Below are 15,418 nucleotides of genomic sequence, written 5' to 3'. Positions count from 1 at the left end.
CGTTTAAATTCCCCATCATTAAATCGAGTTAAATTTTCATATTTCATGGGGCTAGTATAAACAATTTTTTACTTTCGCAAGAGATCTAATATATGAGTAATTCTTATAAACGGGAGCCTAAGATAGATATTATATAGAAATGTGTGAAATTTATACCAAAAATAATGCTTAAAGAAATTTATTTTTATAATGAAATTTAAAATTAGCCTGCGGTTAAGAATACCAAGATGTAATTTTCTTATTACTTATGAAAAAATGCAATCACTGCCATTATAGCTGCGATATTCATGAGTATTAGAAATATATAAAAAGTCATAATGAATCGAAGCTACCAAAAAATTTTCAAAATTATAGGTCTAAAGAAGCATTTTAAATGTATCTTAATTATTAACAACGAAAGGAAATTTTAAAGTCGAGAGAAAAAGTGTCTAACCCTTTATATTATAATAAGATTTATATTAATTTAGTGATTTATCTAAATCATTCAACAGTTTATCTTCATTGTAGGCATTGGGGGGACAATCTTATAAGAGCTAGTATATAGTTTCCTTTAAATTTTTTGGGATAAGCTTCACATATAAGAAAAAATATAAAGTTTATTGTTATTTAACTTTGAATTATATAGAGAATCTTATAAAAGAAAACTCGTACATATTGGATTGTTTAATATAAACTTAGAAAAAAATAAGAGATTAAAATCATGTCATCGTTTCTAATAATTATAGGATTTATATGATGTTTTACAGGGATAATAGACTTCCGTCATAAATCAAAAAACGTACAATTTATTTGATCTTAAATTAATCAGCAAAATTATTTAATCCAAGGGATAATCCTTGGATGAAATTCAAAGATATTCAAAAATTATCAGACGTTAAGTTTCGTAGGCTTACCGGTGTTAGTTGGGCTACATTTAACCTCATGTTGGCCGAGCTAAATAAGGAGTTACCTTGTCATATTGGTAAAGGACGACCGCATAAATTACCGTTGGAAGATCGTTTGCTCTTATGTATAGAATATTGGAGAGAATATCGAACATTTTTCCATCTTGGTATGAGTTACGGTGTATCTGAAACGAGTGCAATTCGTATCACACGCGTTATTGAAGATACCTTAATCCGTTCTGGAAAATTTAACTTGCCAAAACAACTTCCTAATCGAGATGAAGTGGATTGGGAAGTTGTTATGATTGATGCAACTGAAATATTAGTTCAACGTCCAAAAAAAACAGAAAAAATGGTATAGCGGTAAAAAAAAAGCGACATACCTTTAAATTTCAGCTATCTATGCACTATACAACAGGTGAAATACTGAGTGTATGTGGAAGTCATGGAAGCATGCATGATTTTAAAATATTTAAAAAAAGCATGAGGAAATTAAAATTTAAGCCCTTTTTTATCGTTGATAAGGGGTATTTAGGGATAAAGAAATTGGGTTTTGGATGCCTCATGCCATCTAAAGCAAAGAAAACTGAAAAACTAGATTCTGAATTAAAAAAGTTAAATAAAGAGATTGGTCGTAGACGAATTCAAGTAGAGCATGTATTTGGAAGGATGAAATGTTTTAAGATTTTATCTTGTGTATATAGAAATCGTCGTAAACGATTAAACCTGCGGTTTAATTTACTTGCTGGCATATACAATTTAGATTGGGTGAAAGATAAACAATTAAATTGGTTGAAAAATGATTTATGAAGGAAGTCTAATTTTTAGACCACATATTTCCCATAAAAAGGTCAAGAATTATATGGCTGCAAAAGCTGCTGGCTTCTTATGTATGTTACCAGGAGTATTTCTATTTTGTCTTAGATCTTATTTAACATAAATCCCCCCGCTAGGGGGACTCGATTCTAGTCTTAAAAAACTTCGTAATTACATACTTCTATTCTTGAAATAAAATCGAGAGGCATTGTCAGTCTCTCAGCTGTAATAGTTTCAAAATGAACCCAGATAGCAGCATCTCTATTCTCAAAACTAATACTTACAAGTTTAACTAAGTCGTAAGGTTCAACATTATGGGTTAAGATAATATTATAGAGGTGATCTGAGCGTACGTACGAAATAAGCGTTTGATGGATAATTAATTGCTCTTTACTGCTTAACTCACTGTAATTACTTAGTTCTGGTAAATCATTTTGAATATTCACTTCAATCCTTAACAATCTTAAATTTTCTGTAGAAAACGGCGATTTTATCAATTTATATAACGCTGAATATATTAGCTTTTGTTAATTCTTTCTAACTCTTATTCTCGCTCGATAAACATAGCGTATACAGTTAACTACCTGACCTACAAATATACATTAGTTGTTTAACTCAATAATATTTGGCTTGAACTCTGGATTTAGAGCCTGAAGATATCTTTTTCCATTTGCCTCGATAACTAATTTTTGAAAGTAGCATTATCACCGTGACTTACCACAATAATGTCACCAGATTGCGTGTCTCCGTAATAAGCATCCGGATCAACTGGACTGCTCCCAGTATCCTAGACATAAGACAGCCTCATTTTGAAACTGTTTCCAATGGTTTTGGAGTCCCCATCTCAGATTGTATTCATAAAGCACATATATTTTATATTGCGAATATGCGTATATTCATATATAAAGCTATGATTCATCGATAAGAGGGAAGCTCATGAATCAAATGCCAAAAGTCCAAATTTATCATAACCCGGCCTGTGGCACCTCACGCAATACGCTGGCGTTAATTCGCAATGCGGGAATTGAGCCGGAAGTGATCGAATATCTGCTTACGCCACCCTCGAAAGATCAGCTGGTCAACATGATTCGGGATGCCGGTTTGACGGTTCGTGAAGTGCTCCGTAAAAATGTCGATCCCTACACCGAGCTGAATCTGGATGATGCCGGCTGGAGCGATGAGAAACTGCTGGATGCCATGCTGCAACATCCGATCCTGATCAATCGCCCGTTGGTGGTTACCGAGTTTGGAACCCGATTATGCCGTCCATCGGAAGTGGTACTGGATATTCTGCCTTTGCCACAATTAAAAGCCTTTGCCAAAGAAGACGGTGAAATCATCGTGGATGAACAGGGCAATCGGGTAAAATAAAGTGTCCCCCCATGCGAAAAAGCTTCAACTTGATTGGAGCTTTTTTATCTGAAAAACACATTGACGATGATCTATATCGGAAAAAGCGGGAAATTGTTCAAGCGAGCGCTTTCTGGTAGGCATATTCTGATCTGGATATCATTTTTGACAGGTCATCTTTACCATATATATGGATATGTGTATATTTGCATAAAAAATGGGAGCAATTATGGACCACGTTCAGTTTTTTAAATGTTTATCTGATGAAACACGTCTCAGTATTGTCCTGCTAATTGCACAAAACAAAGAGCAATGCGTCTGTGATCTGACCGATAAACTGCAGTTAAGCCAGCCGAAAATTTCACGTCATCTGGCCTTGTTACGTTCTTGTGGTTTACTCAACGATCGCCGGCAAAGCCAGTGGGTGTACTACAGCATTAATCAGCAATTGCCTGCCTGGTGTTTTGAAATTCTGGACGTGCTAAAAGCTAGTGAGGTTCCGGTTTTATTTGATTCTTCCGCTCTATCGATTCAGAGCCATTGCGAGTAAGTTTTCATGAAATTTTTGTTTTTATGTACGGGGAACAGTTGCCGCAGCATTCTCTCTGAAGTATTGTTCAATAGCCGTGCGCCAGAAGGCTGGGTCGCTTACAGTGCCGGCAGCAAACCTTCCGGTCAGGTGCATCCCTTGACGCTTGAAACCCTGCACAATCTGGGCTTATCGACTAAAGGCTTATCCAGCAAGACGATTGATGCCTGTGAACAGTATCAGCCAGACATAGTGATTACCGTCTGTGATGCGGCTGCACAGGAAGCCTGCCCACTGTATCTGGGTGGAGCGATCAAGGCGCACTGGGGCCTGTCTGATCCGTCACATTTAGAGGTGGATAAAGAAGAAAAAATGCAAGCCTTTATGAACACTGTTGAACATATCAATCGTCGCCTGGATGCTTTGTTTAAACTTAACGTAAATGAGCTTTCTCGCTCACAATTGATTGCAGCGATTAATCAAATTTCGAATGTTGAGTAAGTCACATGTCTGAAAAACGCATGTCCTTTTTAGATCGCAACCTGACGCTGTGGATTTTTATTGCCATGGCGTTAGGCATCGCCATAGGAAACTTTTTTCCTCAAGCATCGGTTGCTCTGGATCAATTCAGTATTAATTCAGTCAATATTCCAATCGCGATTGGTCTGATTCTGATGATGTATCCACCCCTGGCAAAAGTGGATTATGCGACCTTGCCACAAGTGTTTAAGGATAAAAAAACCCTGACGCTATCTTTAATTCAAAACTGGTTGATTGCTCCGGTATTGATGTTTGCGTTGGCTGTGATTTTTTTGCATAGCTATCCAGAGTATATGACAGGCGTAATCCTGATTGGTTTAGCTCGATGTATTGCCATGGTACTGGTGTGGAATGGTCTGGCCTGTGGTGATAACCAATATGTTGCAGCATTGGTGGCGTTTAACAGTATTTTCCAGATTTTATTCTTCAGTACCTATGCCTGGTTATTCCTGACCTTCCTTCCGCCATATTTTGGTATTGAAGCTCAAGTGATCAATGTTAGCTTCTGGACCATTACCCATGCTGTTCTGATTTATCTTGGAATTCCGTTCTTATTGGGTTTCTTAACGCGCTTAATTTTGGTGAAACAAAAAGGCGTGGAATGGTATCAAACCAGGTTCATTCCAAAAATCAGCCCGCTGAGTTTAATGGCTTTGCTGTTTACGATTTTGGCCATGTTTAGCTTAAAAGGGGGCGATGTCGTAAGTCTTCCACTGGAAGTTTTACGCATCGCGATTCCTTTAATCATTTACTTTGTGGCCATGTTCTTTATTAGCTTCTTTATGAGTAAATGGATGGGCAATGATTATCCAAAAACTGCTGCAATCTCATTTACTGCTGCTGGAAATAATTTTGAATTATCACTTGCAGTCGCTATTGCAACTTTTGGTATCGCTTCGCCAGTTGCTTTTACCACGATTATTGGGCCATTGGTTGAAGTACCTGTGTTAATTGCTTTAGTGAGTGTTTCACTGTGGCTAAGAAAGAAATATTTTAAAGAGGCTTGATCCGATGAACCTGCCTAACGTAGATCCAAATCTTATTGAACAACCCACCTTTGAAAAAGTCCAAGCCAAAGAACTAGCTCATCCTCCTCGGATTTTGCTGCTTTATGGTTCTAATCGGGAACGTTCTTACAGTCGCCTTGCAGTTCTTGAAGCCGGTCGAATTCTTGAGTACTTTGGGGCAGAAGTAAAAATCTTCCATCCGAAAGGACTGCCTTTACCGGAAGATGCTGATACTGAACATCCAAAAGTGAAAGAGTTGCATGAACTTTTAGCATGGGCTGAAGGCATGGTGTGGTGTTCACCGGAACGACATGGTTCTATGAGTTCCATCTTTAAATCCCAGATTGACTGGATTCCATTGGCAGGGGGCGCAATTCGTGCCACTCAAGGAAAAACCCTTGCCTTGATGCAAGTCAGTGGGGGATCACAGTCCTTTAACAGCCTAAACCAGATGCGTGTTTTGGGGCGTTGGATGCGGATGATCACGATTCCAAATCAGTCTTCAATTCCAAAAGCATTCCTGGAATTTGAAGAAGATGGACGAATGAAGCCATCGGCATTCTATGACCGGATTGTCGATGTGATGGAAGAACTGTATAAGTTTACTTTACTAACCCGTGGGCAAAGTGCTTATTTGACCAACCGTTATTCGGAACGCAAGGAATCGGCTGAAGAGCTTTCCAAACGGGTAAATCAGCGTAGTTTATAAATTCTAGGTGATCAGAGAGACTGAAAAGTATCTTGAGCAATGGAAGGCTAATTTAAACGCTTGAAAATTTTATGAAATACGCCCAGTCTGATAAGCAGGCTGGGTTTTTATTTGATGACAATAAAGAAGGGGGGGGAATATTTTGGCTCAATTACAAGCTGAAGTTGATGTGATCATCATCGGTGCTGGACAGGCCGGTTTGTCCACAGCTTATTTCTTAAAGCGCAAGAACATTCCGTTTATCATCCTGGATGATCAGCCTCAGCCTGGAGGTGCCTGGCAGCATGCCTGGGAGTCCTTGCGTCTTTTCTCCCCGAATAGCTGGAGTTCGCTGTCAGGCTGGATGATGCCGGCGACCGAACAGACCTATCCGACCCGCAATGAGGTGATCGATTATTTGACCGCCTATGAGCAGCGCTATCACTTTCCTGTAGTTCGTCCGGTGCGTGTGGAACGCGTGGAAAGTAAGGGCCAGTATTTAGAGGTTTATGCCGGGGAACAATCCTGGAAAGCCAAAGCGGTGGTAAGCGCTACAGGGACATGGAGCCAACCATTTATTCCCGAGTATGCCGGCCGTGAGCATTTTCAGGGCGTACAACTGCATTCCGCAGATTATAAAAATGCTGAGTTATTTAAAACCAAGAAAGTCATGGTGGTGGGTGGCGGTAACTCTGGTGCACAAATCTTGGCAGAAGTATCTCAGGTGGCCGAAACGCTTTGGATCACCCAGACACCGCCGCAGTTTCTGGCAGATGATGTCGATGGCCGTGTCCTGTTCTTAAGGGCGACTGAGCGCCTGAAAGCCCAGCAGGAAGGTAGAAAGATTGAGCAGCCCATTGGGGGGTTGGGTGATATTGTCATGATTGATTCAGTTAAAGATGCACGTGAGCGAGGCATTTTGCAGAGCAGGCGTCCATTTTCAGCTTTTACAGAACATGGCGTGATTTGGGAAGATGGCAGCACAGCGCATGTGGATGTGGATGTGGTGATCTGGTGTACAGGATTTAAGGCGGCGCTGAATCACCTCAGCAGTCTCGGAATTATCCAGCCGGACCAGACCATTGCGGTTCAGAATGGCCGCTCTGTTCAGGTACCAAATTTATGGCTGGTGGGCTATGGAGAATGGACCGGTGCTGCTTCGGCCACGCTGGTCGGGGTTTCCCGGACAGCTCGGGCAGTAGCGGAAGACATCGCTGTATTTTTGGCCTGAGAGGATTTGATCCTGATTCAGTCGAGTGGATTGAGTGAATAGTATTTGTCTGCAACGAGCGTCATACCCGATGGTCTGATGCTCGTGATGATACGCTTGCATTGACGTTCGAATTTAATCAGGTAACTTATGCCCACAATGTGGACAGAAGAAATATTTGTTTTTTTCCTGCTCGAGTTGTTCTTTCTTACGCTCATGAATAAGTTCTAACAGGATATCCTGCATTTGTTCTTTGCTCAGTCCGACTTCTTTACGTAAAATTTCAATTTTTTCTTGATCTTCAATTAAGTCAATTTCTGCATCATCGAGCAGTTCACGAAATCTTAATTCCAGTTTGTGCTTGCGCTGTCTCAGCTCATTGGCCAGACCATTTGCCAGAATACCCGCAGGAAGCGCTGCCAGACCCACCCCTAAAATAGTAATTAAAGCCCCTAGAAAGCGGCCTAAGGGGGTGATTGGTGTCACATCGCCATAGCCGACCGTGGTCAGTGTCACCACTGCCCACCACATGGATGCAGGGATGGAGCTAAAGACTTCTGGTTGAGCCTTATTTTCAACCACATATACTCCAGCCGCCGCGATGATGATCATGATCAGCAGGATAAAAATAACCGCCTGAAATGAGCCCTTTTCGCGCTTGATCACCCGCAATAAAATCTGCAGGGAGACGAAATAACGGGTTAATTTGAGTAATCTGAACAATCGAAGGATTCGCAGGAAGCGTAAATCGAGATGCACAAAGAAGTTAATATAGGCCGGGAGAATCGCCAACAGGTCAATGATGGCACCGCCACTACGGATCCATAACCATCGGTTTTTCCATGCACCTTCAAAGGGGTCTTTTTCCGCAATGGCCCAAAATCTTAATAAATATTCCAGGGTAAAAATAAAGATCGAGAATAATTCAAAGGCATCAAACAGCAGCTGATAGGATTGATAGAGGTCATTGATTGATTCAAGTAAAACGGCAGCAGTATTCCCAATAATCAATATAATCAGAAATATATTGATGACGCGACTTAAGATGCTTTCGTGTTCTTCATTATGCAAATTGTCATAAATAAATCTGCGAAGCTTATACCAGGCCTTGAATTCCATAACAGTGCATTACGGTGCGATAAGATGCTTTGAGTTTAGCGCAAGCCCGGCCATCGAAAGGAAATTTTTAAAAAATTAATCAGAACTGTGGGGTGGTGATTATCCTGGATTTTTAGGGCTAAAGCGAGTGTGCACGACTCTAAAATCCCCAAAGCATTCTGGTAAATCTCACTACGGAATACTTGAACGATACCGATACAATACTGCTTCAACAAATACCCTGTTGTCTTTGGCAGTTACTCAAACAGTACTTGCTCGTCCGGGCAACAGATCCTTAATCTGTTCCCACTGATCATCTCTTAATGCATAGCGTTTAGTCATGAAAAAATAATGAGGACAGATTAGATTTTTTTAAGCTAATTGGTGACAGGCCTAGTTGCATCAAGTGATCTTTTTTCTCTGGCATTTTTGTTTTCATAGAGGGGTCTTATTATTTTTATACCTGTTTCTATGCTAAAAATTAAAAGTGCGTTGTGATCGCCTGATCATAAACTTGAGAATACAGAGAAGGTTTTTGTTGAAGAAAAAGTTATTTGTATAAACAAAGGAAGTGATTTGAATTGGTGATATCTTTATTGGATGTTGAAAAGTAAGAATTTTTATTTCAAAAAATCTCTAGGGTTTTCGATTGTATTGAATTGATTTCAATGCGAAGCCCATAGGGCTGTCGGGCATTGAAAGAGAGCTGATAGCCATACTGTTTTAACAGGTTAGCGGTCAATGCCAGTCCTAAACCATGGCCGTGCTGCTGAGCAGATTTGCGCCAGAAGCGTTGTCCTAAATGTTGGATATCCTGTGCTGTCAGTTGCTGTCCATCATCTTCAATCACTAGGCAACCAGACTGCATGGAAATCCAGATATGGGCAGCCTGTGCATGCAGCAGGGCATTTTCAAGCAGATTTTTCAGTACGGTATACAGCACAAATTCAGGCAGCTGAATTTCGCCCAAGTTGTCCCAGTTTACTTGTATTTTTTTGTTCATTTCTGGATAGCGTGTACCTAAGTCTGCAAGAACTTTCTCAAGTGTGGGGCGAAGCCAGATGGCCTCAGGCATTGCCTGGATACTGTTTTCTGATTGGGTCAGCAATAAAAGCTGCTCGAGTAACAGCGTATAACGCCGGATACTCTCATTGGCCTGCTGCAAATTATGCTGAATGGATTCAGGCAGGTGCTGCTGCTGACCGATCAGCTGGGCCAGTTGTACATGGGTTTTAATTGCAGTCAGGGGACTGCGTAATTCATGTGCAGCATAGGCACTAAAGGCTTTCTCCTGTTGCAGACTGTCATTGAGTTTTTGAATCAACTGCGTGGAATTGTTGACAAAAGGCTGTACTTCTTGGGGAATACTTGCAGGCTTGAGCTGCATTAAAAAATCTGCCACCTCTGAATAGCTAAGGTTTTTCTGGTTCAGGTATTGACTGAGCTGATCCAAAGACCGGAACTGTCTGCGGATAATAAAGATGATCAGGGCAATACAGATCAGCAGTGAGAAGACCAAGGGAATCAGTACGGACTGCAGAATCTGCTGTAGTAAGGTATCCCTCAAGAACATACGTTCTGCTGCCACCACCTGAATATCGCCACGACGCAGAACATAACTGCGCCATTCCGTATCACCCTGCTGCCAGGTGCTGAATCCTTCTGGTCGTTGGCTTAAATTTTGGGGGGCACCGCGTGTTTTGGCAATCACCTGATTACCTAACGAGATGTCAGAGCTAAAAAGAGAAACTTCACAGGCAATTAACTGGTTTGCATCATCATTCTTGGCTAATTTGGATAAGGTTGCATCCCCTAGACTATCCAGCGGTAACTGCTGAATCAGCCGGGCAACCATTTGTGCAGATGCCGATAAGCGTTGATCCAGTGTGTCTTGTAAACGCTGTTTCAGGTCAATATACAGCCATGAAAATACTGCACTCCACAGCACAATAAACACGGCCAAAAGACTCATGACCAAACGCCATTTCAAGCTGTGACTAAACATGACGCTGCTCAAACGGTTTAAAAATATATCCCACACCACGAATGGTCTGAATTAAATCTGGATGCAGTTTTTGTCTCAGGTGATAAATGTGTACATTCTTTGTTTGTTTTGTTCGCATTTAATCTGTTTGGAGCATTTCAGCTGTCCTTACCTAAAGGCATGTTACAGCGTCTGGATCAATGGCAGCAAAAGCAGAAGGGTGGCACGCTGATTGGTGCCGGTCTTATGGGCATGATCGCTGCACTGATTGTCGGGCCATGTATGAGTGCGCCGTTGGCCGGTGCCTTAATCTATGTGTCTCAGGTCAATCAACCGATGCTGGGAGCTAGTTATCTGTTCGTCTTAGGCCTTGGGCTGGGCTTGCCGCTATTTATTGCTGCCGTATTTGGGTCTCATCTTTTACCCAAACCTGGCATCTGGATGGATCGCCTGAAGTTTAGTTTTGGCTTTGTCATGCTGGCGCTGGCCTTGTATTTCGCCCGTCCACTATTGCCCGGCATTTTATACCTGAGCCTTTTGGGTGTGGTACTGATCACCTGTTCAGGCTACTTCTTGTTCAAGATGCTGCCTCATGTGCATCGGTCTGTAGCGAAAATAGGCCTGATGCTGCTCAGTGGTTTACTGGTCTATGCAGGAGGCATGCAGCTCTATCATGTTTGGAGTCAGGTACAGGTGGCCCATGTAGAATCACGGCTTGAATGGCAGAAGGTCAGCACAGCCGCACAATTGCAACAGGTTTTAGCCAAACATCCTGCACTGCCGGTGGTGATTGATGTCTATGCAGACTGGTGTGTGGCCTGTCAACCGATTGAAAAGGAAGTGATTCCACGTAGTGATGTCCAGAAGGCTTTACAAAATGTGGTTCGTATCAAATTAGACCTGACCCACTATCATCCAAGTCAGGATGAGCTGCTAAAAGAATGGCAAATCCTCGGACCACCCACCCTCATATTTCTAAATGCAGCGCATCAGGAACAGCGAGACTTGCGTTTAACCGGAAGCTTTAGCGCGACACATTTACTAGGCACATTGCAGCAACTGCAGGGGGAGCAACCATGATGATTTCCAGTGATGCACTGCATCTGGGACCTTTGATGTTGCCCTGGACACTTATTATTGTTGCCACTGGCTTGATGCTGTTATCTGCTGTCTTGTTTGGATTAGCCAGAAAGTATTCATGGTCTAAACAGCAGCTTGGACAAAGTCAGGATTTGCTCTGGAGCAGTTTTTTGGTTGGAATGCTGGGTGCGCGTCTTGTTTTCGTTCTACTCAATGCCGAGCTGTATTTTGCAGCACCCATCGACATACTGAAAATCCAGGACAAAGGTTTTCATTTATGGGGAGGGGTGCTGATTGGTACTTTATGGTATGTCATTCGAAACAGACAGTTTCAGACCCGATTCAAAGCCCTCTTGTTGATCATATTGGTACTTTGGATCGGGCTTGGGCTCGTATTCAAATCCAGTCTAAAAACTGAAGCAGCGTTTCCTGATCTAGCCTTTGCTGGACTAGAACAGGAGCGTCTGGGTACAGACAAGATTCCACTCAGCCAGTTCATTGGCCAGCCTACGGTAATTAATTTGTGGGCGAGCTGGTGTCCGCCGTGTCACCGCGAAATGCCGGTGTTAGCCAAAGCAGCCGAGCAGCACCCTCAAGTGAATTTTGTCATGCTCAATCAGGGTGAGGAAGTTGAAACTGTAAATGCCTATTTAAAAAAACATCAGTTTCAATTTAAACATGTCCTGCTGGACCCATATGGTGAACTACCCCAGCAGCTGAATAGTTTTGGCCTACCAACGACGCTGTTTTTTAATGCTCAAGGCCAGCTGGTCGAGCGGCATATGGGGGAACTCAGTCCGGCCATGTTGCAGCAATATTTAAACCGAATTTCAGATCAACCTTAAAAAACGGAAGAACTTAGTATGAACAAAATTTACCAGGTGCTTGGTGCAGGTATGTTCCTGATCATGAGCATGCACACGCAGGCAAATATTAAACAGAATATTGAACAACAGGGTTTTGTATTTGTAAAACAGATTCCGGCACCGCAAGGAATGACCGGCTGGGTGGGGCATGAAGACCAATACTCCAATACGGTATTTATCTCCAACGATGACAAATATTATATCAAGGGCGAACTGTTTGATGCACAAGGGAAAAGCCTGTCCAATGAGCAGATTGAAAAGCATATGAAAAAAGCGGTATTGGACGATGTCTGGAAAACCCTGGAAAAATCCACCTGGATCCAGGATGGCAAGCCAGATGCACCACGTGTGGTCTATGTCTTTTCCGATCCAAATTGTCCATATTGTTATAAATTCTGGCAGGCGGCCCGACCTTGGGTAGAATCAGGGAAGGTACAGCTGCGTCATATTCAGGTCGGTGTGATCCGTGAAGAAAGCCGTGGCCAGGTGGCAACACTATTGAATTCGAAAGATCCAGCGGCAGTTTTTAATGATATAAACAAGAATAAAGGCAAAAAGCAGCTCAAGAAAATGGAAAAGATTCCTGCCGAAATTGCTGCAAAAATTGATGCCAACCAGGCCCTAATGGGGAAATACGGCTTTTTCTCCACACCGTCGATGGTCTGGAAAAACAATCAGGGTGAATTTAAATCTGCTCAAGGCCTGGCGATGGATGTCAAGGAAATTTTTGAACAATAATATTTTAACTACATGATAGAAAAGTAATTTTTACTTAAAACATCTATACATGATAGGGAGGCAGATTTACATTGGTGGATAGGCTAAGCATGAAGAGCAGATAAGATATGTCAAATTTGGATGATCCACGGGTACTGCTTGCTTTGGAACGAACCGCTCTGGCGTGGAACCGGAGTGGTTTGGCATTAATTGCTTTTGGTTTTGTGATTGAAAAATCCAACCTGCTAGTGCAACTGGTGGACCCAGACACTTATGCACAGAAAATAGCTTATTCACAATGGTTGGGAATTGCGGTGATTGTATTTGGTATGTTGGTGAATTTCGCCTCAATCCTGCAATATCGACGGGGTTTGACATCACTGCGACCGCCGGAATTTATTGAAGGTTATTACACCCAGTATCCCGTATGGCTAAATCTGTTTACTGCTTTTAGCGGACTGCTTCTGATCATTTCTTTTTGGCTGCACTAAGAAGAGGGCTGGGCGCAATACAGCTCGTACAGCTTTTGCATCAGGCTCAAGACCTTGGGGTCACTCAGACGATAGAAAATCTGTTTGCCCTCACGTCGGGTGCCAACCATGTCGGCCTTACGCAGTACAGTCAGCTGTTGTGAAAGTGTAGGTTGATGAATATCGGTAGATTCTTCAATTTCCTGAACATTCATTTCCCCGTCAACCAGGACACATAAGATTTTCAGACGATCAGGATTGGCTAAAACTTTTAGGCATTGGCTGACGAAATCGACCTGTGAAAAATCAATTTTGGCATTTGCAGCAATCATATCCATAGATGTCCTTGAAACCTTTGATGTAACCCATGCAGTTTACACAATTTACCACAAAACTGCTTGATTATTATTTTTTATTATATAATATAAAAAAGTATATTGTATAGAGATTGATTCACCATGCATGACTTCCTCATCGCATTTATTGGCGGTTTAATGCTCGGACTTTCAGTGGTCGGCTATCTGTATGTCAATGGCCGTATTGCAGGAATCAGTGGTTTGATTGGGCAAGTCTTAAACTCAAAAACCATGTTTAAAACACCTGCAATCTGGTTTTTATCAGGTTTGATCCTCACACCGTTTATTTATGGCCTGTTTGTACAACCTGAAATCGAATTGAACGCCAGCCCACTGATGATGATTGTGGCAGGTCTGCTGGTGGGTTTTGGGACACGTCTGGGTTCGGGCTGTACCAGTGGTCATGGAATTTGTGGCATCAGTCGCCTGTCTAAGCGTTCTATTGTCGCGACCATGACTTTCATGTTTGCAGGTTTTGTCGCTGTTTATATTATCCGTCATCTCACAGGAGCATTCTAAAATGAAAAATGTGTTTGCCTTTTTATTTGGTGCGCTGTTCTCTGTGGGATTGATGGTATCGGGCATGTCCAATCCGGAAAAAGTACTCGATTTCCTGGATCTGTTTGGCGACTGGGATGCCAGTCTGGCCTTTGTGATGATGGGCGCGATTGCGGTGGCCTTTATTCCCTTCCAGCAAGCATTACGTACGGCGCAACCAAAAACAGTATTTAATGAACCTATTGATTTACCTAAAAATAATCAGATAGATAAGAAGCTGATCACGGGTGCGGTTTTATTTGGTGCAGGTTGGGGTATTGCCGGCATCTGTCCGGCGCCAAGTTTCACCTTGATCGGTTTGGGCCACTATCAAGTGCTCTATTTTATTGTAGCAATGCTGGTGGGTGTATGGATTCACCGTAAATGGTCAGGAGCTTAACGATGTCAAACTTACCTATAGTAAAAGATTTTTTTCACGAAGATACCAATACCTTCAGTTATGTTGTACGTGATCCGGCGACCAAAGCCTGCGCTATTATTGATAGCGTTCTGGATTATGATCCGGCATCGGCAAGTACCTCAACTGTTCATGCCGATAAGATTATTGCCTATATTAAAGAGCAGGATTTAACGGTTGAGTGGATTCTCGAAACCCATGTCCATGCTGATCATCTGACTGCAGCGCAATATCTTAAAGCTGAGTTAGGTGGCAAAATTGCCATGAGCCAGAAAATTAGTATTGTTCAGGAAACTTTTGGCGCGATTTATCATCTGGATATTAAACAATGGAATGCTCAGCAGCTCTTTGATTATTTATTTGAAGATCATGAGTCGTTCCAAATCGGAACATTGAAGGCCTATAACATTCCAACACCGGGACATACGCCTGCTTGTCTGAGTTATGTGATTGGAGATGCGGTTTTTGTGGGTGATACCCTGTTTATGCCAGATTATGGTACAGCACGTTGTGACTTTCCGCGAGGCAGCGCAGAACAGCTTTATGATTCGGTACAAAACCTGTTTCAGTTGCCAGAAGATACCCGGGTCTTTTTATGTCATGACTATTTGCCTGAAACACGTGAATCCTATGTGTGTGAATCTGATATCCAGACACAAAAGACACAGAATATTCATATTCATCAGGGAGTCAGCAAAGCTGAATTTGCTCAGATGCGAAATCAACGAGATTCAGGACTCAATATGCCTAAGCTGATTCTACCGGCGATTCAGATCAATATGAAAGCAGGGCAGTTTCCTGAGCCAGAACAAAATGGTGTTTCTTACCTCAAGCTTCCTCTTAACTACTTCAAATAAGCTTGTGTCGT

At 42.1% G+C, this 15,418-nt stretch carries 18 protein-coding genes and 4 pseudogenes; 15 read left to right on the top strand and 7 right to left on the bottom strand.

What is annotated here, in order from left to right:
* Window positions 1-840: 840 nt before the first annotated feature.
* Window positions 841-1,245, top strand: coding sequence for a transposase family protein (locus NI470_RS08495; RefSeq protein ID WP_253148116.1), 405 nt, complete (start codon window positions 841-843; stop codon window positions 1,243-1,245).
* A gap of 41 nt (window positions 1,246-1,286) precedes the next feature.
* The gene (locus NI470_RS08490) at window positions 1,287-1,694 is read left to right on the top strand and encodes a transposase family protein (RefSeq protein ID WP_079281087.1); all 408 of its coding nucleotides are present in this window, start codon (window positions 1,287-1,289) and stop codon (window positions 1,692-1,694) included.
* A 161-nt stretch (window positions 1,695-1,855) separates the two neighbouring features.
* On the opposite strand, the gene NI470_RS08485 is transcribed toward NI470_RS08490, so the two are convergent.
* Window positions 1,856-2,146: a hypothetical protein gene (locus NI470_RS08485; protein ID WP_253148117.1), complete on the bottom strand. Its 291-nt coding sequence runs from the start codon at window positions 2,144-2,146 to the stop codon at window positions 1,856-1,858.
* A gap of 81 nt (window positions 2,147-2,227) precedes the next feature.
* Window positions 2,228-2,469, bottom strand: a pseudogene (locus tag NI470_RS08480) (LexA family protein); the annotation flags it as partial.
* Between the two features lie 167 nt (window positions 2,470-2,636).
* Here NI470_RS08480 and arsC point away from each other — a divergent pair.
* The 6 genes from arsC (at window position 2,637) to NI470_RS08450 (ending at window position 7,045) form a co-directional block, all read left to right on the top strand.
* On the top strand, window positions 2,637-3,071 hold the full coding sequence (gene arsC, locus NI470_RS08475) for an arsenate reductase (glutaredoxin) (RefSeq protein ID WP_004646558.1): 435 nt from the start codon (window positions 2,637-2,639) through the stop codon (window positions 3,069-3,071).
* A gap of 208 nt (window positions 3,072-3,279) precedes the next feature.
* Window positions 3,280-3,600, top strand: coding sequence for a metalloregulator ArsR/SmtB family transcription factor (locus tag NI470_RS08470; protein WP_004646559.1), 321 nt, complete (start codon window positions 3,280-3,282; stop codon window positions 3,598-3,600).
* Between the two features lie 6 nt (window positions 3,601-3,606).
* The gene (locus NI470_RS08465; protein ID WP_253148118.1) at window positions 3,607-4,080 is read left to right on the top strand and encodes an arsenate reductase ArsC; all 474 of its coding nucleotides are present in this window, start codon (window positions 3,607-3,609) and stop codon (window positions 4,078-4,080) included.
* A gap of 5 nt (window positions 4,081-4,085) precedes the next feature.
* Window positions 4,086-5,126 (top strand): ACR3 family arsenite efflux transporter, encoded by a 1,041-nt coding sequence (gene arsB, locus NI470_RS08460; RefSeq protein ID WP_005093695.1) that lies wholly within the window; start codon window positions 4,086-4,088, stop codon window positions 5,124-5,126.
* 4 nt (window positions 5,127-5,130) lie between these two features.
* On the top strand, window positions 5,131-5,835 hold the full coding sequence (arsH, locus tag NI470_RS08455) for an arsenical resistance protein ArsH (RefSeq protein WP_004280163.1): 705 nt from the start codon (window positions 5,131-5,133) through the stop codon (window positions 5,833-5,835).
* 142 nt (window positions 5,836-5,977) lie between these two features.
* Window positions 5,978-7,045, top strand: a complete 1,068-nt coding sequence (locus NI470_RS08450) for an ArsO family NAD(P)H-dependent flavin-containing monooxygenase (protein ID WP_253148119.1) — start codon at window positions 5,978-5,980, stop codon at window positions 7,043-7,045.
* 114 nt (window positions 7,046-7,159) lie between these two features.
* Here the strand turns inward: NI470_RS08450 and NI470_RS08445 are convergent, their stop codons facing one another.
* The 4 genes and pseudogenes from NI470_RS08445 to NI470_RS08430 all read right to left on the bottom strand — a co-directional run.
* Window positions 7,160-8,143 (bottom strand): potassium channel family protein, encoded by a 984-nt coding sequence (locus tag NI470_RS08445; RefSeq protein ID WP_004280160.1) that lies wholly within the window; start codon window positions 8,141-8,143, stop codon window positions 7,160-7,162.
* A gap of 174 nt (window positions 8,144-8,317) precedes the next feature.
* Window positions 8,318-8,464 (bottom strand): annotated as a pseudogene (locus NI470_RS15895) (IS5/IS1182 family transposase); the annotation flags it as partial.
* A 283-nt stretch (window positions 8,465-8,747) separates the two neighbouring features.
* Window positions 8,748-10,127 carry a sensor histidine kinase gene (locus NI470_RS08435; RefSeq protein ID WP_004730032.1) on the bottom strand — a complete coding sequence of 460 codons (1,380 nt, stop codon included), beginning with the start codon at window positions 10,125-10,127 and terminating at the stop codon, window positions 8,748-8,750.
* Window positions 10,120-10,224 (bottom strand): annotated as a pseudogene (locus NI470_RS08430) (winged helix-turn-helix domain-containing protein); the annotation flags it as partial. The pseudogene NI470_RS08430 and the gene NI470_RS08435, both read right to left, overlap by 8 nt.
* 2 nt (window positions 10,225-10,226) lie before the next feature.
* Between NI470_RS08430 and NI470_RS08425 the strand changes: the two are divergent.
* The 4 genes and pseudogenes from NI470_RS08425 to NI470_RS08410 all read left to right on the top strand — a co-directional run.
* Window positions 10,227-11,186: pseudogene (locus NI470_RS08425) on the top strand (cytochrome c biogenesis protein CcdA); the annotation flags it as partial.
* Entirely contained in the window at window positions 11,183-12,031 is an 849-nt protein-coding gene (locus NI470_RS08420) for a TlpA disulfide reductase family protein (RefSeq protein ID WP_222112024.1), read from the top strand. The pseudogene NI470_RS08425 and the gene NI470_RS08420, both read left to right, overlap by 4 nt.
* Window positions 12,032-12,049: 18 nt before the next feature.
* Entirely contained in the window at window positions 12,050-12,790 is a 741-nt protein-coding gene (dsbG, locus tag NI470_RS08415) for a thiol:disulfide interchange protein DsbG (RefSeq protein WP_005251413.1), read from the top strand.
* A gap of 107 nt (window positions 12,791-12,897) precedes the next feature.
* A complete protein-coding gene (locus NI470_RS08410; RefSeq protein WP_004646570.1) occupies window positions 12,898-13,260 on the top strand; it encodes a YidH family protein in 363 nt (120 codons plus the stop codon).
* Here NI470_RS08410 and NI470_RS08405 read toward each other — a convergent pair.
* The gene (locus NI470_RS08405) at window positions 13,257-13,577 is read right to left on the bottom strand and encodes an ArsR/SmtB family transcription factor (protein WP_004280150.1); all 321 of its coding nucleotides are present in this window, start codon (window positions 13,575-13,577) and stop codon (window positions 13,257-13,259) included. The two genes, NI470_RS08410 and NI470_RS08405, sit on opposite strands and share 4 nt — an antisense overlap.
* 120 nt (window positions 13,578-13,697) lie before the next feature.
* On the opposite strand from NI470_RS08405, the gene NI470_RS08400 reads away from it, so the two are divergent.
* From NI470_RS08400 to NI470_RS08390, 3 genes are read left to right on the top strand one after another with little or no spacing between them, the layout of a single operon-like run.
* Window positions 13,698-14,114: a YeeE/YedE family protein gene (locus NI470_RS08400; protein ID WP_176537262.1), complete on the top strand. Its 417-nt coding sequence runs from the start codon at window positions 13,698-13,700 to the stop codon at window positions 14,112-14,114.
* 1 nt (window position 14,115) lies between these two features.
* Complete coding sequence (locus tag NI470_RS08395; RefSeq protein WP_253148121.1) at window positions 14,116-14,532, top strand: DUF6691 family protein; 417 nt, start codon at window positions 14,116-14,118, stop codon at window positions 14,530-14,532.
* Window positions 14,533-14,534: 2 nt separating this feature from the next.
* Complete coding sequence (locus NI470_RS08390; protein ID WP_253148122.1) at window positions 14,535-15,407, top strand: MBL fold metallo-hydrolase; 873 nt, start codon at window positions 14,535-14,537, stop codon at window positions 15,405-15,407.
* Window positions 15,408-15,418: the final 11 nt, after the last annotated feature.

This window comes from Acinetobacter lwoffii (assembly GCF_024129115.1).
Classification (GTDB): Bacteria; Pseudomonadota; Gammaproteobacteria; order Pseudomonadales; family Moraxellaceae; genus Acinetobacter; species Acinetobacter lwoffii_T.
Note: the sequence above shows the minus strand (reverse complement) of the source record. Positions and strands in the feature narration are given on the sequence as shown.

Excerpts from the sequence above, each read along its gene's own strand:
- NI470_RS08495 (WP_253148116.1), top strand. The coding sequence starts at position 841 with ATGAAATTCAAAGATATTCAAAAATTATCAGACGTTAAGTTTCGTAGG.
- NI470_RS08490 (WP_079281087.1), top strand. The coding sequence starts at position 1,287 with ATGCACTATACAACAGGTGAAATACTGAGTGTATGTGGAAGTCATGGA.
- arsC (WP_004646558.1), top strand. The coding sequence starts at position 2,637 with ATGAATCAAATGCCAAAAGTCCAAATTTATCATAACCCGGCCTGTGGC.
- NI470_RS08470 (WP_004646559.1), top strand. The coding sequence starts at position 3,280 with ATGGACCACGTTCAGTTTTTTAAATGTTTATCTGATGAAACACGTCTC.
- NI470_RS08465 (WP_253148118.1), top strand. The coding sequence starts at position 3,607 with ATGAAATTTTTGTTTTTATGTACGGGGAACAGTTGCCGCAGCATTCTC.
- arsB (WP_005093695.1), top strand. The coding sequence starts at position 4,086 with ATGTCTGAAAAACGCATGTCCTTTTTAGATCGCAACCTGACGCTGTGG.
- arsH (WP_004280163.1), top strand. The coding sequence starts at position 5,131 with ATGAACCTGCCTAACGTAGATCCAAATCTTATTGAACAACCCACCTTT.
- NI470_RS08445 (WP_004280160.1), bottom strand. The coding sequence starts at position 8,143 with ATGGAATTCAAGGCCTGGTATAAGCTTCGCAGATTTATTTATGACAAT.
- NI470_RS08435 (WP_004730032.1), bottom strand. The coding sequence starts at position 10,127 with ATGTTTAGTCACAGCTTGAAATGGCGTTTGGTCATGAGTCTTTTGGCC.
- NI470_RS08420 (WP_222112024.1), top strand. The coding sequence starts at position 11,183 with ATGATGATTTCCAGTGATGCACTGCATCTGGGACCTTTGATGTTGCCC.
- dsbG (WP_005251413.1), top strand. The coding sequence starts at position 12,050 with ATGAACAAAATTTACCAGGTGCTTGGTGCAGGTATGTTCCTGATCATG.
- NI470_RS08410 (WP_004646570.1), top strand. The coding sequence starts at position 12,898 with ATGTCAAATTTGGATGATCCACGGGTACTGCTTGCTTTGGAACGAACC.
- NI470_RS08405 (WP_004280150.1), bottom strand. The coding sequence starts at position 13,577 with ATGGATATGATTGCTGCAAATGCCAAAATTGATTTTTCACAGGTCGAT.
- NI470_RS08400 (WP_176537262.1), top strand. The coding sequence starts at position 13,698 with ATGCATGACTTCCTCATCGCATTTATTGGCGGTTTAATGCTCGGACTT.
- NI470_RS08395 (WP_253148121.1), top strand. The coding sequence starts at position 14,116 with ATGAAAAATGTGTTTGCCTTTTTATTTGGTGCGCTGTTCTCTGTGGGA.
- NI470_RS08390 (WP_253148122.1), top strand. The coding sequence starts at position 14,535 with ATGTCAAACTTACCTATAGTAAAAGATTTTTTTCACGAAGATACCAAT.